The following is a 24832-nucleotide window of genomic DNA, read 5'->3' on the forward strand; positions in this document are numbered from 1 at the left end:
CGGTGCTTGGCCTCACCGTGTGGCGGTGACTTGCCATGCCGTGCCGCGCAGTCGGACGCCGTTGGCCTGCTGGTGCTGCCGCATCGCCGCCCTGAGTGCGGTGCGGGCTCGTTCGGCGGCGGTCGGATCGGCGTTGCCGACCATCGCCTGGACGGGGCCCCATTCGAAGAGGAAATCGGCCGCGTCCGCCGCGTCGCGGCCCCACGTTTGCGGCGCATCGACCGGGCTCACGTTCACGTCCGAGAAGCCGGCACCGGTCAGCACTTCGCGGATGCGTTGCGGGTCGGCCAGCGACATCGGCCCTGGGGCGTGCGGGGCGGCAGGTTCCGGTGCCGGCAGGTGCTCCGCAGCCGCATCCAGCACGGCCCCGAGGTCGTTGCCGCTCCGCTCGCGCAGGCACACGAAGGCCAGGCGTCCGCCTGGGCGCAGGGCTCGGCGGATGTTGGTGAATGCGGCGACCGGGTCGGCGAAGAACATCACTCCGAATCTGCTTATGGCCACGTCGAATTCGCCGTCCTGGAACGGGTGCACCTGGGCGTCGCCTTGCTCGAAAGACACATTGGCTATGCCCGCTCGGGCCGCGGTGTTCCGTGCTCGTTGCAGCATGGGTGCCGAGAGATCGAGCCCGACCGCGTGTGCGGCTCGTGTTGCCGCCAGGCGGGTCGTTTGCCCGTTGCCGCAGCCGATGTCGAGCACTCGGTCCTGCTCGGCTATGTTCGCGGCGTTCAGCAGGGGCTCGTTGAAGCCGCTGTTCACCGCGTCGTAGCGGTCTTGGTGTTCGGCCCAGTGCTCGCCTTCGTAGCCGTTCCACGCTTCGGCTTGGCCGGTGTTCACGATGGACTTCACGGTTTTCTCCTCGATCAACTGGTTGCCCGGACGAGCCAGACCGTGCCGCGGACCTGGACTCCCTGCTGGGTTTCGTACGGCTCGAATCCGGCGCGCACCTCGTTCCTGATCCGGTCCACAGTGGATTTCGGGACGTCTTGGAGGTTGAACTGGACAGGGCCCAGCGAGCACACGAACTCGGCGGCGTCGGCCGCGTTCGCGCCCAGCGTCTCGGTGGCTTCGGTCCGGTCGATGGTGATGTCGCCGAATCCGGCTTCGGTGAGCACCTCTCGGATGCGGTCCGGGGCGACCAGGGACATCATGCCGCGCGCCGCCGGGGACGGACCGCGGAGGAACTCGGCCAGGGCCGCGGTCGCGCGGGCGTAGTCGCCGTCGGGGTTGGGGGCGGTCGGGGCGATGAACGCGAGTCGTCCGCCGGGCCGGAGGCTGCGGTGGATGTTGGCGAATCCGGCGACCGGATCGGCGAAGAACATCACGCCGCCCCGGCTGATGGCCACGTCGAACCCGCCGGCCGGGAACGGGTGGACCTGGGCGTCGCCCTGCACGAACTCGATATTCGGGATTTCCGCCGCGTCGGCGCGGGCGCGGGCCAGCATGGGGGCCGAGATGTCCACGCCGACGGCTCGTGCCGCGAGTCCGGCCGCCAGTCGCGTGGTGTGCCCGGTTCCGCATCCGACGTCGAGGACCTGGTGGGTCTCGCCGATCTCGGCGGCGGCGAACAACGGGCCGTTGAAGTCGTCGAGCATCCCGTCGTAGCGGCTGGAGTTCTCCGCCCAGAGCTCGCCTTCCCAGCCGTTCCACGCCTCGGCCTGCTGGGTGTTGGCCACGGATCGCATCGGTGACTCCTTCCGAATTGACTAGAGTTGAACTCTAGAGAACGACTCTAGTTATAGACTCCGGTCATGAGTTCGGTCAACAAGGGCGGCAAGCGGGCCGAGAAGGCCAGACAGACGCGGCTGCGGATGCTGCAGGCCGCCGGGGAGCTGTTCGTCGAGCGCGGTTACGGCGCGACGCCGCTGCAGGACATCGCCGACCGAGCCGGCGTCGCCGTGCAGACCATCTACTTCACCTTCCGCAACAAGCGGAACCTGCTGAAGGAGGTCGTGGACACCGCAATCGCGGGCGACGACGAGCCGATCGCGACGATGGACCGGCAGTGGTTCCGCGAGGCCCTCGGAGCCGAGACCGCGGAGGCCCAGCTGCGGGCGCACGTCGCGGGCACGCGGCTGATCATGGAGCGGGTCGCGGCGATCACCGAGGTGCTGCGCATCGCCGCCGCGACCGAACCCGAGGTCACCGAGCTGTGGCCGCAGGGGCCTGACCCGCGCTACACCGTCCAGGCCGCCGCTGCCGAGGCCCTCGTCGCCAAGCCTGGATCGCGCGCCGACGTGCCCGCGGAACAGGCCGCCGACGTGCTGTTCGGGCTGCTCAGCCCCGAGCTCTACCTGCTCGTGGTGCGCGATCGCGGCTGGAAGCCGGAGCAGTGGGAGCAGTGGGTTTTCGAGCTCCTGCGCGCGCAGCTCTGCGGGAGCTGATTCCTGTTCGCCGGTGCCGCAATTTCAATGGAAATCGGACCTCTGATTTCCATTGAAATTGCGGACGTTCACCCGATCAGCTGCGGATGAGGCGGTCCAGGACGTCGAGGGCGACCGGCATCGCCGACTCGTCGATGTCGAACAGCGGGTTGTGGTGCGGCGCCGTGTTCCCGCCGCCGACCGTCATGTAGGTGGCGATGCCCCCTGCGCGCTGGACCTCGCGGGCGAACAGGCTGGCGTCGTCGCTGCCGCCCATCTGCTTGAACCCGTCGGTGGTTCCGGCGTCGGGGAGCTCCGCCGCGATCCGGTCGATGGCGTCCACCAGCTCCGCGTCGCAGTCCATAGTGGCCGATCCGCCGGTCTCGACCACGTCCACGCCGACCCCGTGCATCGCGCCCGAGCCGCGCAGCGCGGTCTTGATGCGCTCGGTCAGGTCGGCGCTCACGTCGGAGTCCGTGGACCGCGCCTCCAACGTCATCTCCGCCCACGACGGCACGATGTTGACGTTGTCGCCGCCGTGCAGCGTGCCCACGTTGATCCGGGTGTCCGCGGTGGAGTACCGCGGCAGCGCCATCACGTTGAGCAGCGCGCTCGCCGCCGTGACCAGCGCGTTCGCGCCCTGCTCCGGCGCTCCCGCGGCGTGCGCGGCCGTGCCGGTGAACCTGGCGCGCATCTTGGTGGTCGCGAGCAGGCCCTGGATCCCGCCGCTGACCTTCCCCGCCGGCTCGTCGAGCCCGAGGTGCACCGCGACGAACCGGTCGATGCCTTCGGCCGCCCCGGCGGCGATCATCGACGCGGCCCCGCGGCCGCCCTCCTCGGCGGGCTGGAACAGGAACCGGGCCGTGCCCGCGAAGTCGTTGTCGGCGACCAATCGGCTCGCCAGGCCGAGGCCGATGGCGGTGTGGCTGTCGTGCGCGCAGGCGTGCATCGCGCCGTAGTCGCAGCGGAATCCCCCTGCCGTCGGGGCGTGTTCCGGGCTGTCGGACTCCGCCAGCGGCAGGGCGTCCATGTCGAACCGCAGGCCCCACACCGGACCCGGCCGGTTGCCCTCGACCTCGGCGATCACCGCCGTGCCGAACTCGGCAGCGTGCTCGACGCCCGCGGCGTCGGCGCCGGTGTTCACGGCCCGCTCCGCGAACAGCTCGCGCCGCTCGGCGGTCGGGTAGTCGACCACGGCGTCCGCCCGCATCGCGGCCCGGCCGGTCAGCGGCTCCAGGCCCAGCGCCCGCAGCCGCGACGCGACGATGCTGGACGTGCGGATCTCCAGGAACGCGGGCTCGGCGTACCGGTGGAAGTCGCGCCGCAGCGCCACGAGCTCGTCGAACTGCATCATCTCTCCTTTGTAGACGGTCACAGTCGGATGCCGGCGCCAGGTCCCACCGGCAGGTCGAAGAAGTAGAACACCGCGAGGATCAGCAGCCACACCGCGAAGAACGGCAGCACGAAGACGCTCAGCCGGGCCAGCAGGGTGCCCAGCTGCGTCTCCGGCTGGTACTTCCGGTTCACGCTCAGCAGGATGTAGACGTAGGCGTTGAGCGGGCTGACCGCCTGCGTGGTCGAGTCGCCGATCCGGTACGCGGCCTGGATGAACGCGGGGTCGTAGCCGAGGATGGTGAACGCCGGGATCATCACCGGCGCCAGCAGCGACCACAGCGCCGAACCCGAGGTGACGAACAGGTTCGCCACGGTCGCCAGCAGCACCATCACGATGATCGCCGGGAAGCCCGTCAGGTTCGCAGCCCGCAGCCCGTCGGCGGCGCCGACGGCGATCAGCGTGCCCAGGTTCGACCAGGTGAACAGCGCGATGAACTGCGCCGCGACGAAGATGAACACGATGTAGCCGGCCATGTCCTTGACCGTCTCGGTCATCATCCGCGGCACGTCGGCGCGTTCGGCGACGGTGCCCGCGGTGCGCCCGTAGACCAGCCCGGCCAGCAGGAAGGCGATGATGATCAGCGGGACGATGCTCTCCAGGAACGGCGAGGGCACCAGCGCGCCGCCGTCGCCGCGCAGGAAGCTGCCGGGCAGCAGCCAGGTGCCGAACGCCAGCACGACGTAGCCGGCGAGCACCGCGAACGCCCGCCACACGCCCTTGCGCTGCCGCGCGGTCAGTTCCGCCACCTGCTCGCCGTCGGGATCGGTCCACGGCCCGAGCCGCGGCTCCAGCACCCGGTCGATCAGGAATCCACCGACCAGCGGGAGCAGCAGGCCCGCGGTCGCGGCGAAGAAGTAGTTCATCGCGATGTGGGTGTGCACCTCGGTGGCCAGCGGCGCGATCTGCAGCGCCTTGCGGGTGATGCCCTCCAGCAGCCCGTCCAGCGAACCGACCAGGATGCCGCCCGCGTAACCCGTTGCGCCGCAGGCGAAAGCGCCGATCAGGCCGGCCACCGGGTGCCGCCCGGCGGCCTTGAACATCAGCGCCGCCAGCGGCGGGATGACGATCAGCGACGGATCGGACATCACGTGCGCCTGGCACGCCACGAACGCCACCACGTAGGGCAGCAGCCAGCGCGGCGCGCGGCCGAAGACGAGGGTGACCGCGGCGGTCAGGAACCCGGTCCGCTCGGCGAATCCGACGACGAGCATCATCGCCAGCACCGTGCCCAGCGGCGGGAAGCCGATGAAGTTGTCCACGAAGTTCGTCAGGAACCACACCAGGCCGTCGGTGCTGAGCACCGCGCGCACCGGGATCGGCTCGGGCTTGCCCGGCACTTCGACGGTGACGCCGAATGCCGCCACCGCGGTGGAGATCACCGCCAGCGCGGTCAGCAGGTAGACGAACAGGAAGAACGGCTCGGGAATCCGGCTGCCGAGCCGTTCGATCCCGGCGAAGACCCGATCCAGTCGGGTGGGCCGGGTACGCGCTGTGTCCATGTGATCTCCGGGCGCAGTCGAACTCGTCGCGGGCTCGAACCCGCAGTGGGGCAAGGGTGGACAAGCCGTCAGTCGCGCTGCTTGGATTGCCGGAAACGGTCACATGAAGGTTCCTGCATGCAAGATTCGTCCAATCTCGACGAGTTGGACCTGGCCCTGGTCAACGCCGTGCAGATCGCCCCGCGCGGCTCCTGGCAGGTGCTCGGCGCGGTGCTCGGAGTCGACCCGAGCACGGTGGCCCGCCGGTGGCAGCGGATCACCGAGCAAGGCCTGGTGTGGATGACCGCGTACGCGCGGCTGACCGCGCCGTCGGCGCACGTGCTCGGCTGCGTGGAGATCGACTGCCTGCCGGCCGAGCGGGACGGGCTGGCGATGCTGCTCGCGCGGCTGCCGCAGGTCGTTTCGGTGCACCACGTCGGCAGCGGGCGGGACCTGTTCGTGATCATCAACGCGCGGAGCCTGCCCGCGCTGTCCCGGTTCGTGCTGGACGAGCTCAGCCACCATCCCGGCGTCCGGCGCACCAGCGTGCACACGGCCACCACGGTCTACGGCGAGGGCGCGCACTGGCGGCTGAACGCGCTCACCCCCGCACAGCGCGCCGAGCTGGCGGACCACGCGCCGCCGCGCGCCCGCCAGGGCGTGCTGACCGAGCAGGACCGCGACCTGCTCGTCGCGCTGAGCGTCGACGGCCGTCGTTCCGTGGCGGAGCTCGCCGCGCTGACCGGCACCAGCGTGTCCACCGCGCGGCGGCGGCTGGTGCGGCTCGTGGACCACGGCCTGGTGTCGATCCGCTGCGAGGTCGCGCAGAGCCTCACCGGCTGGCCGATCTCGGCGATCTTCTGGGCGAACGTGCCGCCCGACGAGCTCGCCGCGGTGGGCCGGACGTTGGCGAAGCTGCCGGAGATCCGGTTCTGCGCGGCGGTGACGGGACGGCACAACCTGGTGATGATCGTCTGGTTGCGGTCGACGGAGGACAGCCAGCACCTGGAGGAGCGCCTGGCGGCCCGCCTGCCGTCGCTGTCCCTGGCGGAACGCGCGATCACCCTGCACCAGCTGAAGCGCCAGTCCCGCCTGCTGGACGACCTCGGCCGCAGCACCGAGGTGGTCCCCACCGACCCCTGGTCCGACCTCCACCTGGGGCCCCGCGAGCGGTCGCCCAATTTTGCCTAAAATTGGGAATCGTTTCTGGAATCCGGAGAGGCTCCCAATTTTGCCTAAAATTGGGAGCCTCGAGAGGTGCCCGACTTTGCCTGAAAGTGCGTATTCGCTAGCTTCAGGGGCGCTTGTCGATCACGTGGGTGCGGAGGTCTTCGGAGGTCTGCGCGAGGTGGTCGATCATCGCCTGCCTGGCCGTCGCCGGATCTCCCGACTCCAGCGCGTGCAGGATCCTGGTGTGGTGCTCGATCGCGTTGGCGCGGATCTCGCGGACGGACGAGGTCTCCCGCCGGCCCTCCACCAGCAGCCGCCCGAACGGCTCGAACATCAGCGGGATGAACGCGTTCCCCGTCGCCTGCATCACGGTGTTGTGGAAGGCGATGTCGGCCGCGACGAACAGCTCCACGTCGTCGGTGTCGGCGGCGGACTGCATGTCCTGCAGCTGTTCGCGCAGCTGCGCCAGGTCGGTCGCGGTCCGCTTGACGGCGGCGAGCTCGGCGGCCCCGACCTCCAGCAGTCGGCGCGCGTCGATCAGGCTCTCCGAGACCACCCGGCTCGACCGGGGCGCGGTGGCGGCCCGGATCATCGGATCCAGCGCGGTCCACTGCGCGGGCGGGTTCACGTAGGTTCCGCGACCCCGCTGGATGCGCACGACGTTCTGCACCCGGAGCGCCTTGACGGCCTCGCGGACGGTCAGCCGGCTCACGGAGAACTGCTCGGCGAGCTCGCTCTCGGACGGCAGCGCGACCCCGGGCGGATGGGTGCCGTCGATGATCGCCCCGAGCAGCCGCTCGGCGAGCTCTTCCGGCAGCGACACCCGGACCCCCTCGCGCGACTTCAGATGCCCAGAACCCAGCGACCCTAAACGCCCCGTCCTCGCCCGGTCAAGCCCGCGGTCCACTGAGGACCGCCCGCGGCCGCCGCCGGATGGCTATAGAGGCTGTTTTGGATGTCGTGGTGTGAGGTGTGGTATCGCGGGGTTTTGTCTTTGAAGCGGCGCCGCTTAGCCGCCCTCGCAGCTTGCACCGCCGCGGGTTCTCAGGTGTCTTCTCGCGAGGACAGCCCCGACGTGGTGAATTGGCATTCATGAGTCGGGGATCCCACAGCGAGAAGGCGACCGTAATTCCCGCAGGGGGGCCGCTACCCGCACCGCCACGCAGAGCAAGTTTGGAAGCAGGCTCTATAGTCCGATGTGGTGGGGTTCCGCGGACTTGGTGGGGTTCTTCATGAGTGGTCGAGCTCCCGTGGTGGAGTTGCTCCGGCAGCAGCAGGGCACCGCCACCGCCGGGGAGCGGAAGGTCTGCCGGCTGTTGCTGGCCGACTACCCGCTCGCCGGGCTGGAGCCGGTGGCCCGGCTGGCGGCCCGGGCCGGGGTCAGTGCCCCGACCGTGCTCCGGCTGGTCGGCAAGCTGGGTTTCGTCGGCTACCCGGAGTTCCAGCAGGCGCTCAAGGACGAGCTGGGCGAGCGGCTGTCCTCGCCGCTGGACATGTACGCCAGGACCGCGGGCCGGGGCGGCGATCACGCCCTCGACCGGTCGGTGGAGACCTTCACGCAGGGCATCCGGTCGAGCCTGGAAGCGGTGCCCGCCGCCGAGGTGGACGCGGCGGTAGCCCTGCTCGCCGACGCGCGCCGCCCGGTGACGACCATCGGCGGCCGCTTCAGCGGGATCCTGGCGCAGTACCTCGCCGGGCACCTCCGCGAGCTGCGGCCGCGCACTGCGCACGTGCCCGACGGCGGCGGCGACCGCGCGGCCGCGCTGCTCGACATGGGGCGCCGCGACGTGGTGGTGGCGTTCGACTACCGGCGGTACGAGAAGGGGACCATCCGGTTCGGCGACCTCGCCAAGAAGCAGGGCGCGGCGCTGATCCTGTTCACCGACCCGTGGCTGTCGCCGCTGGCGAGCTCGGCCGACATCGTGCTGCCCGCCAGCGTGCAGGCGCCGTCCCCGTTCGACTCCCTGGTCCCGGCCCTCGCCCTGGTCGAGGCGGTGGTGGCGGCGTTGGTCGACGAGCTCGGCGACGAACCGCGCAAGCGCCTGGCCCGCTACGACGACCTGGCCGACGACGTCGCGGAGTAGCGGTTCCGTTTCCGCTGGTAGTGGCCCGTGAGTACTTTGTGTCGCTATGGCAGCACAAAGTACTCACGAGCCTGGGGCGCGGCGTCAGGTGGCGGCGAGGTAGCCCGCGAGCATGGCGTGGGCGACGTCGCGGATCCGGTCGTCCGGCGGGAGGAACGTGGGGGAGTGGAGCTGTTCCGCGCCGCCGTGGGTGCCGACGAACATCATCAGGGACGGGAGCAGCTCGGAGAAGTAGGAGAAGTCGTCCGACCCGGCCGAGCGCAGGTCCTCGGAGACCCGCAGGCCCAGCTCGCCGAGCAGCGGGGCGGTCGCCTTCACCAGATTCGCGTCGTTGTCCAGGACCGGCTCGCCGTGCACGAACTCGACCTCGGCGCAGCAGCCGTGCGCGCGGGCGGTCAGGTCGGCGACCTCGACCAGTCTCTTGTGGACATCCGTGCGGTCGGCGGTCGTCATCGCGCGCACCGTGCCGCGCGCAACGGCCTGCCCTGGAACGACGTTCGCGGCGGTGCCCGCCGACAGGGTCGTCACGCTGAGCACGACCGAGGCCATCGGGTCGATGGCCCGGCTGATCATGCTCTGCAGCGCGACGATCACGTGCGCGAGCGCCATCACCGGGTCGCGCGTGCGGTGCGGGTACGCGGCGTGCCCGCCCTCGCCGCGCACGGTCAGCGTGAACTCGTCCGACGAGCCGTTGACCACGCCCGGCGTGCACGCCACCGTCCCCGCGGGCAGCAGCGGCTGCACGTGCGCGCCGATCACTGAACGGCACTGTTCTGCTTGCAGGACACCGCTTTCCGCGATCTCCGCCGCCCCAGAAGGATAGGTCTCCTCGCGCGGTTGCAGCACCGCGAGCAGCGGCGCCGGGCCACCGACCGCGTCGACGGCGCGCGCCAGCGCGATCAACGCGGCGAGGTGCACGTCGTGGCCGCACGCATGCATCGCACCCGGATGCCGCGATGCCCAGTCGACGCCGGTCCGCTCGGTGATCGCGAGCGCGTCGAGCTCCGCTCGCACCGCGACGGCCGGGCCCTCGCCGCCGACCCGCACGACCGCGGCGGTGTCGCCGATCCTGGTCACCGCTCCCGGCAGGTTCGCCAGCGCCAGGTTCAGGGTGGGGCCCTCGGCGCCGGACACGCAGGGCCGGGCGTGGATCTGGTGGCGGATGTCCACTGCGGACTCCAGCTGCCGCTCCAGCTCCGCCAGCAGCCGCTTCACTGCTGGTCCAGCCGGTAGACGCGGCGCGCGTTGTCCTGGCCGATCATGCGGGCCACCCGGAACGCGTCGGGCTCGGACCACTCGCCTGCCTCGACCCACTCCGAAAGCGCCTTGCGCATTCCCCGCCGCCACAGCAGCGCGCCGAGGTAGTGCAGTTCCGGCGGGCCCCAGGCGTCCGAGGAGAACAGGATCTTCGCGAACGGCGCGAGCTCCAGCGACTCGGCGACCACGGCGTCGGAGCGGACGCCGCTGTAGTTCACCCCGAGCCCCACGTCGAAGTACACGTGCGGGAACACCTGGGCCAGGTATCCGGCGTTGCGGTGGAACGGGTAGCAGTGCAACAGCATCAGGTCGACACCGGAGGGCTCGACCAGCTTGATGAACCGCGTCAGCAGCAGCGGGTCGCAGCGGTGCAGCTCGACGTCGGGATCGCCGTACCCGGCGTGCAGCTGCAACGGCAGGCCCCGGTCGACGCCCGACCACAGCAGGAAGCGCAGCAGCACCGGGTCGTCCACGCGCGTGGAGCCGGACCGCAGCCAGTTCCCGGCGGCTGCGACGACTTCCGCCTCCGACGGGCGCTGCGGATCGAAGTCGAAGCCGTAGCGGTAGGCGACGATGCTCTTGAGCCCGACCGCATCGACCGTGCGCTGCGCGAGCACCTCCGGGAACCGCGACGGCAGCTCGGCCGCGCCCACTCCGCTGCGCGCGAGGTCTTCCAGCACCGCCTCCAGGCGGACCACCTCGTCGGCCGGGACGCCGGAGGCCGACGCCATCCCGTCGGGGGAGAGGATCTCGTCGCCCTTGTAGCCGGTCTCGACCAGGTAGTGCCCGATGCCGCTGGCGGCCAGCAGCCGCCGGGTGACCTCCTCGGCCCCGAGTTCTTCCCGCCGCGCCACGTAGTCGGCCGCATCGGCGTGCGCGGTCAGGCCGAGGAGCGGGGCGCACCAGCGGCGGATGGCGAAGCCCAGCTGCGAGTCGAACTGGGTCATCCACGCCGGCACCGGCCGGTCGGATTCGGTGAGCATCAGTTCCAGCGCCGGGCGGTCCACCTCACCGGCCAGCGCGCCGTGCACGTGGTGGTCCACCAGCGGCAGGCCGTCGACGGCCGCCGCGAGGTCCTCAGTAGACATCCGCGATCCTCCGGGTGCGTTCCGCTTCGTCGAGTCCGTCGAGGTGCGCGAGCTCGGTGCGCTTCACCGAGAGCTGCGTGGCCAGCAGCGACGGGCCGAACCACGATCGCACCACATCATCGGATTCCAGCGCTTTCAGCGCCGATTCGAGCGAGTCGGGCAGCGCGGGCACCCCGGCGAGATCGGCCTCGGCAGTGTCCTCCGGCCACACCACCGGCTCGTCGTAGTCCGAGGTCAGGCCCGCCAGTCCGGCCCGGATCAGCACGCCGAGCGCGAGCCACGGGTTGGCGGTGGCGTCGGCGGCCCGGAACTCCAGGTTGAACTGCGCCGCCGGGTCGGGGCCGGAGGTCGGGCAGATCCGCAGCATCGCCTCGCGGTTGCGCTCGGCGAGGAACGCGCCGCCGACGCTCCACCGGTGCGGGGTCAGCCGCAGGAACGACACCGGGCTCGGCGCGGTCCAGGCGGTCAGCGCCGCCGCGTGCCGCAGGACGCCCGCCGCGAATCGGGTGCCCACTGTGGACAGCCGCCCGGGCCGTCCGGCGTCGAAGAACACCGGCCTGCCATCGGCGTCGCGCAGGCTCAGATGGATGTGCACGCCGTTGCCCACCCCGGCCGGATCCAGCAGGGGCGCGAAGCTCGCGCCGAGCCCGCGCCGCCGGGCCAGGTCGCGGACGAGCTCCTTGAGCAGCACGGCGCGATCCGCCGCGACCAGCGCGGAATCCGGGTGCAGGGTGATCTCGAACTGCCCGTCGCCGTACTCGGGCAGCCACGTCTCGGGGCGCAGCCCGGCGTCCGCCAGCAGCCGTACCAGGTCCGAGCCGAACGGCTCGGCGGTCCGGAACCGGTGCAGCGAGAAGGGCGCCGAAGCGGGCAGCCCTGAGAGCACGAACTCGTGCTCGAACGACGCGACGACCTCGAAGCCGGTGCGGGCGCGCAGTTCGTCCACCGCGTCGCGCAGGAACGTGCGCGGGCAGCACGGCCAGGGACTGCCGTCGGGCAGCGTCTGGTCGGCCAGGTAGAGCCGCAGGCCCGGCTGCTCGCCGTCGGCCGGGATGTCGATGCCGGTGGCGGGGTCGGGGCGCAGCCGCAGGTCGCCCTGCGAGCCGAAGACGTTGTCCGGGGCGATCGGGCCGAAAGCCGACACCGCCAGGTCGGCGGGCACCCAGCCGACGCCGCTGCGCAGCACCGCGTCGTGCTCGGTGGCCGGCACCGACCGGCCGCGGGTCAGCCCGGCGAGATCGCAGGTGGCGACGAAAACGGTGGTCACAGCGCGCTCCTCTCGGCCTGCAGTTCCTGGGCGGCGAGTTCGGCGGTCAGCCGCTCGCCGATGCGCTGGGCCAGCCCGGGGGCGGCCAGCAGCACGACGGCGCCGGCGAGGCACCAGGCCCCGGCGATCCACGGGAAGTAGGAGAACGGCGCGGGTTGACCGGCCGACTGCGTGAAGATCACGAAGCCGAGGTAGGCGATGCCCGCGATCGGCAGCACGATCTCGTACTTGGGGATCGAGGCACGACCGGAGAGCGTGAACGCGATGACCCCGGCCCCGGCGACGGCGTAGGCGACCAGGATGCACAGCACGCCGATGGTCGCGAACCAGTAGTACGCGTCGAACGCGGAAACCCCGCACCCGGCGACGATAGCCACCAGGATCGCCGCCACCGCGCACACGAACGCCAAGGCGGCGGTCGGTGCGCCGGTGCGCGGGCTGGTCCGGGCCAGGCGGGCGGGGCCGAAACCGTCGCGGGCCAGGGCGTAGACCAGCCGCGCGGCGGCGGCCGACGACGACAGCGCGGAGGCGAACGCCGATGCCACCGCGGTGAACGCGATGACCAGCGCGAACCAGGCCCCGACGTACTGCTCGGACAGCGTCGCGAGGGCGGCCTCGGAGCCGGCGAACTCCGCGACGCCGGCCTCGTCGGTGCCGAAACCGATGGTCTGGGCGAACATCAAGAAGACGTACAGCACGCCCGTCAGCAGCACGCTGCCGACCAGCGCCCGCGGGATGTTGCGGCGCGGGTTGTCGGTTTCCTCGCCCAGCGACGCGCACGCCTCGAAGCCCGCCCAGGACACGAACGCGAACACGGTCGCGGTCATGACCGCGCCGAGCGTCGTTCCCTGCGCGGTGAAGACCGACAGGTCGAGGGTCTGCCCGCGTGGAGCCGAGCCGCCCGCCACCCGGCCGATGACCACGAACGCCAGCACCGCCATCGCGACGATCCCGACGCCTTCGACGATCAGCAGGGTGCGCGCGGTGATGCGGGTGTCGCGCGAGTTGAGCAGGCCGACTGCGACGGCGGCGAGCAGGGCCACGACCAGCCACGGCGTCGCGGCCGGGATCCCCAGCGCCTGCAGGAACGCGTGCGCGAAGACGCCGGTCGCGGCGAGCGTGCAGGTCAGGAAGAAGAGGTAGGTGCCCAGCAGCGCGAAGCCGCCGAAGAACCCGGCGCGCGGCCCGATCGTCGCCCCGGCCAGGGCGTAGACCGAACCGGCGTGGTTGAAGTGCTGCGTGAGCCGCCAGAACCCGTAGCCGACCAGGGCAACGCCGATCAGCCCGAGGACGAAGACGAGCGGCACGGCCTTCCCGGCGGTGGCCGCGACGCCCGCGCCGTTGAGGCCCATCGCGAGGGTCGGGCCCATCAGGCCCACCGACAGGGCCAGGGCTTCCCACAGGCGCAGCTTGCGCGGGGCGCGAGTTCGATCAGGCAACGGCTGCTCCAGCTGGCGGCGAACGGCGGAGCCACCGGGAGGCGACCCATCGGCACAGAATGAAACATCCATTCCATATCGGCAGTCAACATCCCATTCTGGAACGAACATGCCACGCTTCGCGTCCGTCGGATGGCGCCGGCGCCGATGGCCTCCGGGGCGGGTGATCCGCCCAGTGGGGCGTTTGCCCTGCTAGATGCCCGTGCGCACTTTCTGCTGCTATGGCGACACGAAGTGCACACGGGCCCGTGACCAGCCGAAACGCCGTGCCTGGCCGGGTGTTCGCGGATCGACGAACGGTCGAACGTGATGAACGCCACGATTCGGCGTCGTCTCATGTGGCAGGTGTCCTGTGTGGACGATCCGGCCGGTGGTCCGCCGGGCCGTTCGCGTGGCTAAATTTCCCAGCTCGGCCGCGATTCCCGCGCCTTCCCGCGTCCGGCGGCGGCCGGGCCGGTGGCGGGCACGGCGGCCGGGCGGGGCCGGAATCCGGGTCCGCGATGTCATCACAGGCGTACTGACTGGTTGGTATGGGTGTGGTACTCCTGATGGACCGCCCAGGTGGGCGCGCGCTTGGAGGTGTGGTCATGGGCGACTCGCGGCACGAGTGGATCGAGCCGGGCGCGTACGAAGTCGCGCCGGGCGTGCACCGGATCCCGCTGCCCCTTCCCAGTGACGGCCTGCGCGCCGTGAACGTCTACGCGATCGCCGACGGCGACACGCTGACGCTCGTCGACGGCGGCTGGGCGCTGGACGAGGCGCGCGAGCAGCTCGCCGCCGCGCTGCGCCAGATCGGCGCCGGGCTCGGCGACATCAGCCGGTTCCTGGTCACCCACGCGCACCGCGACCACTACACGCAGGCGGTGGCGCTGCGGCGGGAGTACGGCTCCAAGGTGTTGCTGGGCGAGGACGAGCGCCACACCATCAACGTCCTGAAGGACCCCGGGCACCGGCCGCTGGCCAAACAGATCGAGCTGCTCGCCGAATGCGGCGCGAAGCCGGTGCGCGACGCGGTCATCGCCGCCCGCGACGACGGCCCGCGCGGCCCGCACTTCTGGGAAGAACCCGACGAGTGGATCGGCGAGTCCACCGACATCACGCTCGCCGACCGGCCGCTGCGCGCGCTGGCCACGCCCGGCCACACCCGCGGCCACCTGGTCTTCATCGACGACGCCGCCGGGCTGATGTTCGCCGGCGACCACGTGCTGCCGCACATCACGCCGTCCATCGGGTTCGAGCAGGCCCCCACCGAGACCCCGCTGCGCGACTACCTGGCGTCGCTGCGGCTCGTCCGCGCGCTGCCCGACATGCGGCTGCTGCCCGCGCACGGCCCGGCCACCGACAGCGTTCACCGGCGCGTCGACGAACTGCTCGACCACCACGACTCCCGCCTCGACGCGATGGCGGCCGTCGTGGTGAACGGCGCGAGCACCGCGTACGAGGCGGCGCGGGCGCTGACCTGGACCCGCCGCGAGCGCAGCTTCGACGAGCTCGGCGACCCCTTCAACCAGATGATGGCGGTGCTGGAAACCGCCGCCCACCTGGACGTGCTGAGCCTGCAGGGCAAGCTCGCGAAGGAGAAGGTCGAAGGGGTCGTGCACTACTCCGCGGCCTGACCGATGCGGATCAGGAACGGCACCACGCACACGGCGAGCACGCCGCCGCCGATGGCCAGCGCGCTGTAGCTCGTCGAGGCCATCACGAGCCCGCTGGAGAGCCCGGCCGTCGCGCCGGCCAGCGAGACCGCGAGGTCGACCCGCCCCTGGATGCTGGCCCGGTTCGCGAGCGGGGCGGCGTCGGTGACCATCGCGGTCCCGCCCAGCAGGCCGAGGTTCCAGCCGAGCCCGAGCAGCCCCAGGCCGATCGCGAGCCCGGCGACGGAGTGCTCCGGGGCGAACGCCGCGACGAGCCCGGCGGCCAGCAGCACGACGCCGCCGGCGGCGATCACCGCGCGCCGGCCGAACTTGTCGGTGAGCGCGCCGGTCAGCGGCGACGGCAGGTACATGCACGCGATGTGCACGGCGATCACCAAGCCGGTCTCGGCGAGCCCGTGACCGTGGTCGCGCATGTGGATCGGCGTCATGGTCATCACCGCCACCATGACCAGCTGGGTCAGCACCATCGCCCCCGCACCGAGCGCCAGGCCGCCGCGAGGCCCGTTCCCGCCGGACTGCGCCGGGCCGGAATCCTGTTGGGCGGCAAGCTCTCGCGCGGTCAGCAGCGGGTCCGGTCGCAGCAGCGCGGCCAGCAGCACGGCCGCCGCGCCATAAGCGACGGCGGAGAGCAGGAACGGCCCGGACAACGCAGGCAGGCCAACGGATTCTGCCGCTGAGCCGGTGACTTCCGTGAGGTTCGGGCCGAGGACCGTGCCGCCGGTGGTCGCCAGCAGCACGATGCTCAGGGCGCGCCCGCGGTGCGCGGGATCTGCCAGATCCGCTCCCGCGTAGCGGGCCTGCAGGTTCGTCGCAGTGCCCGCGCCGTAGGGCAGGAACGCGATCAGCAGCAGGGCGGCGTTGTCCAGCAGGATCGCCGCCACGATCCCGAGCGCCCCGAGCGAGCCGATGGCGTAGCCGGCCGAGAGGCCGCTGCGGCGGCCGCCGCGCTGCGACAACCGGCCGATCAGCAGTGCGGCGGCGGCTGCACCGAGGGTGAACAGCGCGCTGGTGATGCCGGCCCAGCGCTTGGATTCGAGCATGTCCTCGGCCAGCAGCGCCCCGACGACCACACCGGAGGACAGCCCGGCACCGGCCAGGACCTGCGAGCAGATCAGCACGCGGATGGCCCGGCGCTGCACGAGCCGCCGGGTCCGAGTGGCGGCATCGGAGTTCACCGCATCGTCGACGGCCACGCCCCGCTCACCGGCCGGTTCGGGAAGTGGCCGGACACCGCGGAATTCCGCGCGAGGGAGATGAGGAGCGAGGCGCAATCATGGACATTGTCTACCTCTCGCGGTTGCGCCGGGGCAACCTTCGGCCAGGCGAGCGGGAATTCCGGCTCAGAGCACCGGGTGCATCTCGGGATGGGCCTGCCACCACTGGTAGAACAGCGGATTGTCCGCGACGTGCAGCAGGTAGGCGCGGGCGATCTCCCGGTAGAGCAGGTCCGCCTGCTCCCGGGTGATGCGGTCCGGCCGCCAGGCCACCACCAGCCGCGCGACCAGCGGATCTCCTTCCAGTGGCAGGACGACGGTGCCCGGTGGCGCGGCGAAGGTGGGCTCCACCAGCCGAATTCCGTGGCCGTTGGCGACCAGCTCGCGGCCGCCGCCGCTGGGCGCCTCGAAGCGGATCCGGGGCTCGAAACCGGCTTCCAGGCACGCGGCGCGGAGCGCGGCCAGCGAACCGTCGTCGGCGCCGGGCGGCCCGATCCACGCCTCGTCGCGCAGGTCGCCCAGCCGCACCTGTTCGCGGTCGGCCAACCGGTGGTCGGCGGCCAGCGCGACGAAGCACGGATAGCGCGGGACCAGCACGCGGCTGGTGACCGGCCGCTCCAGCGGAACGTCGAAACCCGCCATGATGCCTAGCAGGGCCGCGTCGTGCCGGCCGCTGGTGAGCGAATCCGCCAGCACCGCGGCGGAAGACTCGACGTGCAGCATCACCGAACGCCCCAGCGGGGCGGCCTGGACGCGGTCCACGATGCTCGAAATGCACGCTATGTGGGCACATCCCAGGTGAAGTGGCTCGGTCGACGCCTGCGGACCGCTCGCACCGCCGAACAGGGAATCGACCTCCGACAGCACGATCCGGGCGCGATCGAGGGTCCGCCGCCCGAACTCCGTCGGCACGACGCCGGTCCTGCTCCGGACGAACAGCGCATCGCCCAGCATCCGTTCGATCGCGTGCAGCTGGTTGCTCAGCGCCGGCTGGGTGAGTTCCATCCTGGCGGCGGCGCGCGTGATGCTGCCCGCCTCCGCGATCGCGCAGATCATCCGCAGCTGCCGGATCTCGATCGTCATAGCCGAACTGTATAGCGCCGCTTATGGGGCCAGATGTCCTTCCGATGACAGAATTCCCGCAACGTGCGCACGTTCCAGGAGCCGGGAGACCGGTATCCCGCTCCGCCCCCTGACCGGAATCTTCCTCGCTAGGAGGTCGAACGTGCCGAAAAGACCGCCTCATGCCGCCCGGAGCCGGCGCCCTGCCGCGCTTTGGATCATGCTGCTCAGCCTGGTCTTGGCCCTGATTTCGCCCGCCGTCGCGCAGTCGGCGCCGGGCCCGGCCGAAAAGCCCACCGCGCCAACGGAAAAGCGCCCGGCCCGCACGCTGGAGGCCAAGGACCGCCCGCCGCTGCCCGCGGACGACTCCGCCCAGCGGCGCAAGTACTTTGAAGTGCAGGACTTCCCGTTCCGGCCGCGCCCTTCGATGCAGGCTGAGGTGCAGGCGCCGGACTGCGATCCGTCACAGTTCACCGGCAATACCGGAAGTGAACTCGTCCGTCAGATCCAGTCTGCCACCCCCGACTGCATCAACACGCTGTTCCGTCTTACCGGCGGTGACGCCCACGGGGCGTTCCGGGAAGAGCAGATGGTCACGGTCGCGAATGCGCTCCGGGACAACGTCGCCGCCTATCCCGGCGACAACAGCACGAACACCCTGCAGCTGGTGCTCTTCCTGCGCGCCGGGTACTACGTCCAGTGGGGCGACCCGGGAAGCGTGGGTGAGTACGGGCCGGCGCTCAAGGCGGCGATCCAGGCCGCGCTGGACGCGTTCTTCGGCAACCCGAAGTCCGGAACGGTCAGCGACGAGAGCGGCCAGATTCTCTCCGAATCGGTCATTCTGATCGACAGTTCCACCGAGAACGGCCGCTACCTGGAGGTCGTCAAGCGGCTGCTCACCGCCTACGACTCGTCCTACGACCAGTTCTATTGGATGGTCAACGCGGTCAACAGCGTCTACACCGTGCTGTTCCGCGGGCACCAGTTCCCGGATTTCGTCGAAGCGATCCATGCCGACCCCAGCGTGCTGGACACCGTGTACACCTTCGCGACGCAGCACCTCGACCTGCTCGGCACCAAGAACCGCTTCCTGACCGCCAACGCGGGCCTCGAGCTCGGGCGCTTCGTGCAGCACGAGGCGCTGCGCGACAAGGTCCGGCCGATGCTCAAGGACCTGCTCGGCCGCAGTCAGATGACCGGCCCGACCGCGCCGCTGTGGGTGAGCGTCGCCCAGATGACCGACTACTACGACAAGCAGAACTGCGGCGAATACGGCACCTGCGATCTGCAGCAGCGGCTGACCGACGCGGTCCTGACCGTCAAGCACACCTGCTCGCCGAGCATCAGCATCCGCGCTCAGCAGATGTCGGCCGAGGAACTGGCGGCCAGCTGTACCAGCCTCACCGGCCAGGACGCCTTCTTTCACGCCTTGGTCCAGGACGGCGGCCAGCCCGTGGCCGACGACAACAACACGACCATCGAGGTGGTCGCGTTCGACTCCAGCGCCGACTACCAGACCTACGCGGGCGTGATCTTCGGGATCAGCACCAACAACGGCGGCATGTACCTCGAAGGCGACCCCGCGAAGCCGGGCAACCTGCCGCGGTTCATCGCCTACGAGGCCGAATGGCAGCGGCCCACCTTCGAGATCTGGAACCTCAACCACGAGTACACGCACTACCTCGACGGGCGCTTCAACATGTACGGCGACTTCGCGGCGTCGACCAGCACGCCCACGGTGTGGTGGATTGAGGGAGTCGGCGAGTACATCTCCTACTCCTACCGCAACCTGCCGTACCAGGAAGCGATCGACGAGGCCGGCAAGGGCACCTACAGTCTGAGCGAGTTGTGGGACACCGCCTACAACGCCGACACCAACCGGGTCTACCGGTGGGGATATCTCGCGGTCCGGTACATGTTCGACCGGCACCGCGCCGAGCTCGGCACCGTGCTCAACTACTACCGCCAGGGTGACTGGAACGGCGCGCGCGACTTCCTCACCCGCACCATCGGCTCGAGCTACGACCAGGACTTTTCGAACTGGCTGTCCGAGTGCGCCGCAGGCGCCTGCTCGACGCCCTGACCGATAGCGATCCAGCCGCGGGCGCGCGGTCGGCGTGGGGCCGGCCGCGCGCTCGCGCGCGTCGGATGGCAACGATCAGTGATCGGCATCGTCGCTGTGCGTGCCCGAAAATCACCCGGCTGCCGCGTAGGTCGGCGAACTCCGGCGTGCCAGGCTTGAAGGGCTTGAGGCAGGTGGGGGGCGGGTACCTCGTTGGGGTCGAAGGGAACGTAGCTAGGAGCTCGTCATGTTGAGCAGGCACGAGCGGGACAGGCTCGCCGAGATCGAATCCGAGCTGGTGTCCGGCGATCCTCGGCTGGCGGAGAAGTTCGCCCGGTTCGACAGCGGCCAGAGCTGGAGTGGCGTGCGCCGGCTCCTGGTGTTCCTGGTTCTCGTCCTCGTCGCGCTGCTGGCGGTCCTCTGCCTGGTGAGCGAGCTGGTGCTGACCGCTCTCGCGTTGGTCCTCGGCACCGCCGCCGTCGTGTTCGGCGTTTGGTGGCACGCCAGGCGGAAACGCGGGGAGTGACCGCCGTTTTATCTTATATGGACGGTTCACGGGGTCGGATGGGGAAGCGCCTGCAGCACGGTGTTGGGCTCGACGAAGATGCCGTCGGGCAGGCTTCGGAGGCGTTCCAGGTGCGCCGCCGGTGCGCCCAGCGCGACGCACTGCTGGTAGATCTCCTGCTTGGTGGCCGGGAAACGCACGTGGCAGAGGAACCTGAGGAGTTCTCCGCGATCGGGTACGGGCATCGTTCCCCCCGCCCGTCGAACCGGTTGGGTCGACATCCGGCTACCCCTCCGGCGCGGCGCGCACACGCGGCACGGCGATGACGGCGCGGATGGGGCTGGCGGGTCAGACGGCGACCATCTCGCGGGCCGCGAGGGCGATGGCGGGAGCGTCGATGCCCGCCTGCCCCAGCAGCTCGGCCGGCGTGCCCGAGCCCGGCATGCCGCGCACCGCCAGCACGCGCACCGGCGCCCCGGTGCCCGCGAGGGCGCTGAGCACGGCCTCGCCGAGGCCGCCTTCCGGCCAGTGGTCCTCGGCGGTGACCAGCCCGCCGGTCTCGGCGGCGGCCCGCCGCAGCGCGTCGACGTCCACCGGCTTGATCGAGTACAGGTCGATGACGCGGGCCTGGATGCCTTCCCGCGCAAGCGTTTCCGCCGCCCCGAGCGCCTCGTGCAGGGTGATGCCCGCGCCGACGAGCGTGACGTCGTCGCCGTCGCGCACCACCCGCGAGCCGCCGACCGGGAACTCCTCGCCGGGCTCGTAGATCACCGGCGTGGCGCCGCGGGTCGTCCGCAGGTAGTTGATGCCGTCGCGGTCGGCCATCTCCGCGACCAGCTGCACGGTCTGGTTCGCGTCGCACGGGTAGAGCACCGTGCTGCCGTGCACCGCGCGGAACTCGGCGAGGTCCTCCAGCGCCATCTGCGACGGCCCGTCCTCACCGATGGACACGCCGGAGTGCGAGCCCATCAGGCGCAGGTTCGCCCGGCTCACCGCGGCCATCCGGATGAAGTCGTAGGCGCGGCTGAGGAACGCGGCGAACGTCGAGGCGAACGGCACCCACCCGCGCACCTGCATGCCGATCGACGCGGCGACCAGCTGCTGCTCGGCGATGTACATCTCGAAGTAGCGGTCCGGGTGGGCGTCGCGGAACAGCTCGGCGAAGGTCGAGTTCGACACCTCGCCGTCGAGCGCGACGACGTCGCCACGGCGGTCACCGAGCGCGCGCAGCGCCTCGCCGTAGGCCTTGCGGGTGGCGACCTCGGTGCCGGGCTCGAACGCGGGCAGCCCGCCACCGGGCGCCGCGAAGACGTGCGGTACCTCGTCGCCGGTCGGCTTCGCACAGGTCACCCGCAGGTCGCGGCTGCCGCCGAGCTCGCGGATCGCCTCTTCCGGGTGCACCAGCGGCTTGCCGTGGAAGCCCGGCCGGTCCTCGACCTCGGCGACGCCCTTGCCCTTCTTGGTGGCCGCCAGCACGGCGACCGGCCGCCCGTCGCCGGACTCGGCGTCCTTCAGCGCGGCCTCCACCTGCTCCGGGTCGTGGCCGTCGATCTGCAGCACCCGCCACCCGGCGGCGTGCGCCCGGGCGGCGTAGGCGTCGAGATCCCAGCCGTGCATCGTCTGCCCGGTCTGGCCGAGCCGGTTGACGTCGATCAGCGCGATGAGGTTGTCGAGCTGCTCGTGCCCGGCGTGCTCCAGCGCTTCCCAGATCGACCCCTCGGTCAGCTCGCTGTCGCCGCAGAGCACCCACACCCGGTAGGGCAGCCGGTCGAGCCGCTGCGCCGTCAACGCCAGGCCGACGCCGATCGGGAGGCCCTGGCCGAGCGAGCCGGTCGCCACGTCGACCCAGGGCAGCACCGGCGTCGGGTGGCCCTCCAGGCGGCTGCCGAACTCGCGGAACGTGAGCAGCTCGGCGTCGTCGATCGCGCCGACCGCCTTCAGGCACGAGTAGTACAGCGGGGACGCGTGGCCCTTGGAGAAGATCAGGTGGTCGTTGCGCGGGTCCTCGGGGTGGTCGAAGTCCAGCCGCAGGTGCCCGTCCAGCAGCGCGGCCATCAGGTCGGCCGCCGACATGGACGACGTGGGGTGCCCGGACCCGGCGGCGCTGCTCGCCCGCACGGAGTCGACCCGCAGCTGCTGCGCCAACTCGAATCGGAAGGTCAGATGGTCCATGCCAGGGGACATGCCCGCAACCGGCGCCGACCAAACGAGCCCTGACGATCCAGGCTTGCCTCGTGGGACTTGCAGCTGATCGTCCTTGATCAGGCAAGCCTCGGACCTGGTTCGTCTTTGAAGCGGCGCAGCCGCTTAGCCCACCCTCGCGGCTCGCACCGCCGCGGGTTCTCAGGCGTCGCCTCGGGAGGACAGCCCCAGCGCTGTGTATTGGGCATACATGAGTCGGGGATCCCGGACCGAGGGGGCGTTTGAGGTTCCGCCACCCGCACCGCTACGCAAAATGACCTGTGCCCTGCTCTACGTCAGGTCGCTGTTGCTCAGGCCGGTGAGGAGGCGCTTGATCACCTCGGGATCGATCTCGGCCGTTTCGTCGACCTGGTGCTCGGCCTGGGCACGCCTGCTGCGGGAGCGGCGCGGCAGCGGCACGGCGTTCGCCGAGACGCCACCCGGCAGCGGCAGCTCGCACCACACGAGGGTGCCGCCGCCGCGCAGGGCGGTCGCGCCGCAGCGGCCGCCGGCGAATCCCGGCGCCAGCGCCGGCGGGACGTTCGCCAGCTCGTCCTCGACCTCGGCGACGAGGCTATCGCCGCTGAGCCGCAGGCGGACGGTGATGAAACCGGGGGTCTCGGGGTTCGCGCTGTCGACGGCTGCCGTCACCAGCGCGGTCGTGAGCTGCGAGGTCTCGTCGATCAGCTCCCGCAGGGACCACTCGGCGAGGGTGAACCGGACGAACATCTCAGCGCAGTTCACCGCGCTGGGCAGCGCGATGAGTCGCAGGTCGTCGACTTGGGCGGTCTGGGTGTTCACCTGGTTGTCGTCCTCCATCCGCGTCCGCTGCGCGCCTTCACCCGTGAGCCTTATCTTGCCAACTCGAACGGGTGGCTTGTCTTCAGGGGCGGGACTAGTGGTGTCACCGCTCGCGGCTCGGTTCCGGGCTGGCTTGTCGATCTCTCCGGCGTGCGCACCACGCGGCGACCGCTCGGCCCCGCCCGGTGCGGTGCCTCAGGTGGCTCGGTGCATCTGTCCGCCATCCCTTGACTGTCTGTTGTGGACGATCTCCGGGGAACCCCGTTCCAGCGCAGCGAATTCCGGTGCCGAGTGCGGAACGCGTCGGCGCCGGGCAGGCCGGGCACGGTGGTCTGGCCAGAAACGTACGTGACGAATCGCGGTTGGTACAGACCGGTACGTATCGGTTCCGCAACGGCAGTGCCCGGGCCCGGTGCCCCGCCGGGGTGCCCGCGGTCGGCGGGCACCCCGATCGGGTCATGCGAGGGAGTCCAGGCCCTCCCGCATCGCCTTGCCGATCAGGTCGATCTCCGACTCGCTGATGATCAGCGGTGGCGACACCGCCAGCGCCTTGCCCAGCGGGCGCACGATCACGCCGAGGTCGCGGATCGCGGTCTGCGCGCGGCCCACGGCGCCGGGGTCGGCGGCCAGCACCTCCGGCGCCAGCTCGACCGCGCCGAGCAGGCCGGTGCCGCCGCGCACCTCGGCCACGGCGGGGTGGTCGGCCAGCTGCTGCAGCGCGTCGTGCAGCGGGCGCTCCAGCTCGTCGGCCCGCGGCAGCAGCTTCTCGCGCTCCAGGATGTCCAGGTTGGCCAGCGCCGCGGCGGCCACCGTGGGGTGCCCGGAGTAGGTCGCGCCGTGCCGGAACGGGCGGCCCGGGTGGTTCCAGAACGGCTCGGCCACCCGCTCGGCGACCACCACGCCGCCCAGCGGCAGGTACCCGCTGGTCACGCCCTTGGCGAAGGTGATCATGTCGGGCTGCAGGCCCCACCGCTCGACGCCGAACCAGGTGCCGACCCGGCCGAACCCGCAGATCACCGCGTCGGCGACGAACAGGATGTCGTGCTCGGCGCAGATCTTGGCGACCGCCTCCAGGTACCCCGGCTCCGGCGGGTACAGCCCGCCGGCGCCCATCACCGGCTCGGCAAAGAACGCCGCCACCCGGTCGGCGCCGAGCCGGTCGATGGCCTCCCGGAGGCCTTCGGCGTCGTCGTGGGCGACCCGGCCGACCTCCGGCACGAGCTGGCCGAACCCGGCCTGGTTGACCTCGATCCCGCCGATGCTGGTGCCCATGCCGTTGGTGCCGTGGTAGGCGTTGCCGCGGCTGAGGATGTGGGTGCGCTGCGGCTGCCCGCGCTGCGCCCAGTACTGCCGGGCCAGCTTCGCGGCGGTGTCGATCGACTCGCCGCCGCCGGTGGTGAGGAAGATCTTCGCGCCGTCCATCGGGGCGAGCTGCGAGAGCCGGTCGGCGAGCGCCTCGGCCGGCGGGTTGGTGAAGTCGTTGAACACGAAGTAGGACTCGAGCTCGCGCATCTGCGCGGCGGCGGCCTCGACGATCTCGGTGCGGCCGTGGCCGACGTTGGCGTACCACAGGCTCGCGGTGCCGTCGAGGTAGCGGCGGCCCTCCTGGTCGTAGATCCAGACCCCGTCTGCCTTGCTGACGCAGAACTGGCTCTTCTTGACCTGGAACATGTCCGCGAACGGGTGCCACAACGCGGTGTCGCGCGGTGCTGTCGACATGCAGTCCTCCTTCGGTATCGCGCCCCCAGCTTGGTCGCAGCACCCGCCGGTACGCCAGTGCCAAAACGCCGAAATTCGCCGATCGAGTTGGCCA

At 71.0% G+C, this 24832-nt stretch carries 21 protein-coding genes; 6 read left to right on the top strand and 15 right to left on the bottom strand.

The genetic code is table 11. From position 1 onward, the window contains the following. Positions 1–12 precede the first annotated feature (12 nt). Both E1288_RS24750 and E1288_RS24755 read right to left on the bottom strand, forming a co-directional pair. On the bottom strand, positions 13–846 hold the full coding sequence (locus tag E1288_RS24750) for a class I SAM-dependent methyltransferase (RefSeq protein ID WP_132488983.1): 834 nt from the start codon (positions 844–846) through the stop codon (positions 13–15). Positions 847–860: 14 nt separating this feature from the next. Next, entirely contained in the window at positions 861–1682 is an 822-nt protein-coding gene (locus E1288_RS24755; protein ID WP_132488985.1) for a class I SAM-dependent methyltransferase, read from the bottom strand. A 66-nt stretch (positions 1683–1748) separates the two neighbouring features. Here E1288_RS24755 and E1288_RS24760 point away from each other — a divergent pair, with 66 nt between their 5' ends. Then, positions 1749–2381, top strand: a complete 633-nt coding sequence (locus E1288_RS24760) for a TetR/AcrR family transcriptional regulator (protein ID WP_132488987.1) — start codon at positions 1749–1751, stop codon at positions 2379–2381. A gap of 76 nt (positions 2382–2457) precedes the next feature. On the opposite strand, the gene E1288_RS24765 is transcribed toward E1288_RS24760, so the two are convergent. Together E1288_RS24765 and E1288_RS24770 are read right to left on the bottom strand one after the other, a co-directional pair. Continuing rightward, positions 2458–3711: an amidohydrolase gene (locus E1288_RS24765; RefSeq protein WP_132489079.1), complete on the bottom strand. Its 1254-nt coding sequence runs from the start codon at positions 3709–3711 to the stop codon at positions 2458–2460. 20 nt (positions 3712–3731) lie between these two features. Further along, positions 3732–5255: an AbgT family transporter gene (locus tag E1288_RS24770; RefSeq protein ID WP_132488989.1), complete on the bottom strand. Its 1524-nt coding sequence runs from the start codon at positions 5253–5255 to the stop codon at positions 3732–3734. 117 nt (positions 5256–5372) lie between these two features. Between E1288_RS24770 and E1288_RS24775 the strand changes: the two genes are divergently transcribed. Beyond that, on the top strand, positions 5373–6425 hold the full coding sequence (locus E1288_RS24775; protein ID WP_132488991.1) for an Lrp/AsnC family transcriptional regulator: 1053 nt from the start codon (positions 5373–5375) through the stop codon (positions 6423–6425). Between the two features lie 103 nt (positions 6426–6528). Here E1288_RS24775 and E1288_RS24780 read toward each other — a convergent pair whose 3' ends face one another. Further along, a complete protein-coding gene (locus E1288_RS24780; protein ID WP_132488993.1) occupies positions 6529–7227 on the bottom strand; it encodes a FadR/GntR family transcriptional regulator in 699 nt (232 codons plus the stop codon). Positions 7228–7636: 409 nt separating this feature from the next. On the opposite strand from E1288_RS24780, the gene E1288_RS24785 reads away from it, so the two are divergent. Next, complete coding sequence (locus E1288_RS24785; protein WP_132488995.1) at positions 7637–8488, top strand: MurR/RpiR family transcriptional regulator; 852 nt, start codon at positions 7637–7639, stop codon at positions 8486–8488. 84 nt (positions 8489–8572) lie between these two features. Here E1288_RS24785 and E1288_RS24790 read toward each other — a convergent pair whose 3' ends face one another. The 4 genes from E1288_RS24790 to E1288_RS24805 are packed head-to-tail and all read right to left on the bottom strand — an operon-like array spanning position 8573 to position 13539. Next, positions 8573–9703 carry a M20 metallopeptidase family protein gene (locus E1288_RS24790; RefSeq protein WP_207954541.1) on the bottom strand — a complete coding sequence of 377 codons (1131 nt, stop codon included), beginning with the start codon at positions 9701–9703 and terminating at the stop codon, positions 8573–8575. Continuing rightward, a complete protein-coding gene (locus E1288_RS24795; RefSeq protein ID WP_132488997.1) occupies positions 9700–10833 on the bottom strand; it encodes an amidohydrolase family protein in 1134 nt (377 codons plus the stop codon). The genes E1288_RS24790 and E1288_RS24795 overlap by 4 nt, the downstream gene beginning before the upstream one ends. Then, positions 10823–12100 carry a glutamine synthetase family protein gene (locus E1288_RS24800; protein ID WP_132488999.1) on the bottom strand — a complete coding sequence of 426 codons (1278 nt, stop codon included), beginning with the start codon at positions 12098–12100 and terminating at the stop codon, positions 10823–10825. The genes E1288_RS24795 and E1288_RS24800 overlap by 11 nt, the downstream gene beginning before the upstream one ends. Then, positions 12097–13539 carry an APC family permease gene (locus E1288_RS24805; protein WP_207954542.1) on the bottom strand — a complete coding sequence of 481 codons (1443 nt, stop codon included), beginning with the start codon at positions 13537–13539 and terminating at the stop codon, positions 12097–12099. The genes E1288_RS24800 and E1288_RS24805 overlap by 4 nt, the downstream gene beginning before the upstream one ends. Before the next feature lie 587 nt (positions 13540–14126). On the opposite strand from E1288_RS24805, the gene E1288_RS24810 reads away from it, so the two are divergent. Then, entirely contained in the window at positions 14127–15155 is a 1029-nt protein-coding gene (locus E1288_RS24810; RefSeq protein ID WP_132489003.1) for an MBL fold metallo-hydrolase, read from the top strand. Here E1288_RS24810 and E1288_RS24815 read toward each other — a convergent pair. Together E1288_RS24815 and E1288_RS24820 are read right to left on the bottom strand one after the other, a co-directional pair. Then, a complete protein-coding gene (locus E1288_RS24815; RefSeq protein ID WP_235883783.1) occupies positions 15140–16387 on the bottom strand; it encodes an MFS transporter in 1248 nt (415 codons plus the stop codon). The two genes, E1288_RS24810 and E1288_RS24815, sit on opposite strands and share 16 nt — an antisense overlap. Positions 16388–16534: 147 nt before the next feature. Next, positions 16535–17491 (bottom strand): LysR family transcriptional regulator, encoded by a 957-nt coding sequence (locus E1288_RS24820; protein WP_132489005.1) that lies wholly within the window; start codon positions 17489–17491, stop codon positions 16535–16537. Positions 17492–17690: 199 nt separating this feature from the next. Between E1288_RS24820 and E1288_RS24825 the strand changes: the two genes are divergently transcribed. Together E1288_RS24825 and E1288_RS24830 are read left to right on the top strand one after the other, a co-directional pair. Then, on the top strand, positions 17691–19553 hold the full coding sequence (locus E1288_RS24825) for a collagenase (protein WP_132489007.1): 1863 nt from the start codon (positions 17691–17693) through the stop codon (positions 19551–19553). A 226-nt stretch (positions 19554–19779) separates the two neighbouring features. Next, on the top strand, positions 19780–20058 hold the full coding sequence (locus E1288_RS24830) for a DUF3040 domain-containing protein (RefSeq protein ID WP_132489009.1): 279 nt from the start codon (positions 19780–19782) through the stop codon (positions 20056–20058). A gap of 26 nt (positions 20059–20084) precedes the next feature. On the opposite strand, the gene E1288_RS24835 is transcribed toward E1288_RS24830, so the two are convergent. The 4 genes from E1288_RS24835 to E1288_RS24850 all read right to left on the bottom strand — a co-directional run bounded on the left by E1288_RS24835 (position 20085) and on the right by E1288_RS24850 (position 24738). Further along, entirely contained in the window at positions 20085–20282 is a 198-nt protein-coding gene (locus E1288_RS24835) for a DUF2795 domain-containing protein (protein ID WP_132489011.1), read from the bottom strand. Positions 20283–20385: 103 nt separating this feature from the next. Continuing rightward, entirely contained in the window at positions 20386–22209 is a 1824-nt protein-coding gene (locus E1288_RS24840; RefSeq protein WP_132489013.1) for a transketolase, read from the bottom strand. Between the two features lie 300 nt (positions 22210–22509). Next, positions 22510–23019 carry an ATP-binding protein gene (locus tag E1288_RS24845; protein WP_132489085.1) on the bottom strand — a complete coding sequence of 170 codons (510 nt, stop codon included), beginning with the start codon at positions 23017–23019 and terminating at the stop codon, positions 22510–22512. Between the two features lie 456 nt (positions 23020–23475). Continuing rightward, on the bottom strand, positions 23476–24738 hold the full coding sequence (locus tag E1288_RS24850; protein WP_132489015.1) for an aminotransferase family protein: 1263 nt from the start codon (positions 24736–24738) through the stop codon (positions 23476–23478). Between the last annotated feature and the right edge of the window lie 94 nt (positions 24739–24832).

Origin of the sequence: Saccharopolyspora elongata, assembly GCF_004348985.1 — a bacterium.
GTDB classification, from domain to species: domain Bacteria; phylum Actinomycetota; class Actinomycetes; order Mycobacteriales; family Pseudonocardiaceae; genus Saccharopolyspora; species Saccharopolyspora elongata.

What these genes read in the sequence shown, in the direction of transcription:
- E1288_RS24755 (WP_132488985.1), bottom strand. Translation starts at nt 1,682, where the DNA reads ATGCGATCCGTGGCCAACACCCAGCAGGCCGAGGCGTGGAACGGCTGG.
- E1288_RS24760 (WP_132488987.1), top strand. Translation starts at nt 1,749, where the DNA reads ATGAGTTCGGTCAACAAGGGCGGCAAGCGGGCCGAGAAGGCCAGACAG.
- E1288_RS24765 (WP_132489079.1), bottom strand. Translation starts at nt 3,711, where the DNA reads ATGCAGTTCGACGAGCTCGTGGCGCTGCGGCGCGACTTCCACCGGTAC.
- E1288_RS24770 (WP_132488989.1), bottom strand. Translation starts at nt 5,255, where the DNA reads ATGGACACAGCGCGTACCCGGCCCACCCGACTGGATCGGGTCTTCGCC.
- E1288_RS24775 (WP_132488991.1), top strand. Translation starts at nt 5,373, where the DNA reads ATGCAAGATTCGTCCAATCTCGACGAGTTGGACCTGGCCCTGGTCAAC.
- E1288_RS24785 (WP_132488995.1), top strand. Translation starts at nt 7,637, where the DNA reads ATGAGTGGTCGAGCTCCCGTGGTGGAGTTGCTCCGGCAGCAGCAGGGC.
- E1288_RS24795 (WP_132488997.1), bottom strand. Translation starts at nt 10,833, where the DNA reads ATGTCTACTGAGGACCTCGCGGCGGCCGTCGACGGCCTGCCGCTGGTG.
- E1288_RS24810 (WP_132489003.1), top strand. Translation starts at nt 14,127, where the DNA reads ATGGGCGACTCGCGGCACGAGTGGATCGAGCCGGGCGCGTACGAAGTC.
- E1288_RS24820 (WP_132489005.1), bottom strand. Translation starts at nt 17,491, where the DNA reads ATGACGATCGAGATCCGGCAGCTGCGGATGATCTGCGCGATCGCGGAG.
- E1288_RS24825 (WP_132489007.1), top strand. Translation starts at nt 17,691, where the DNA reads ATGCTGCTCAGCCTGGTCTTGGCCCTGATTTCGCCCGCCGTCGCGCAG.
- E1288_RS24830 (WP_132489009.1), top strand. Translation starts at nt 19,780, where the DNA reads ATGTTGAGCAGGCACGAGCGGGACAGGCTCGCCGAGATCGAATCCGAG.
- E1288_RS24835 (WP_132489011.1), bottom strand. Translation starts at nt 20,282, where the DNA reads ATGCCCGTACCCGATCGCGGAGAACTCCTCAGGTTCCTCTGCCACGTG.
- E1288_RS24840 (WP_132489013.1), bottom strand. Translation starts at nt 22,209, where the DNA reads ATGGACCATCTGACCTTCCGATTCGAGTTGGCGCAGCAGCTGCGGGTC.
- E1288_RS24850 (WP_132489015.1), bottom strand. Translation starts at nt 24,738, where the DNA reads ATGTCGACAGCACCGCGCGACACCGCGTTGTGGCACCCGTTCGCGGAC.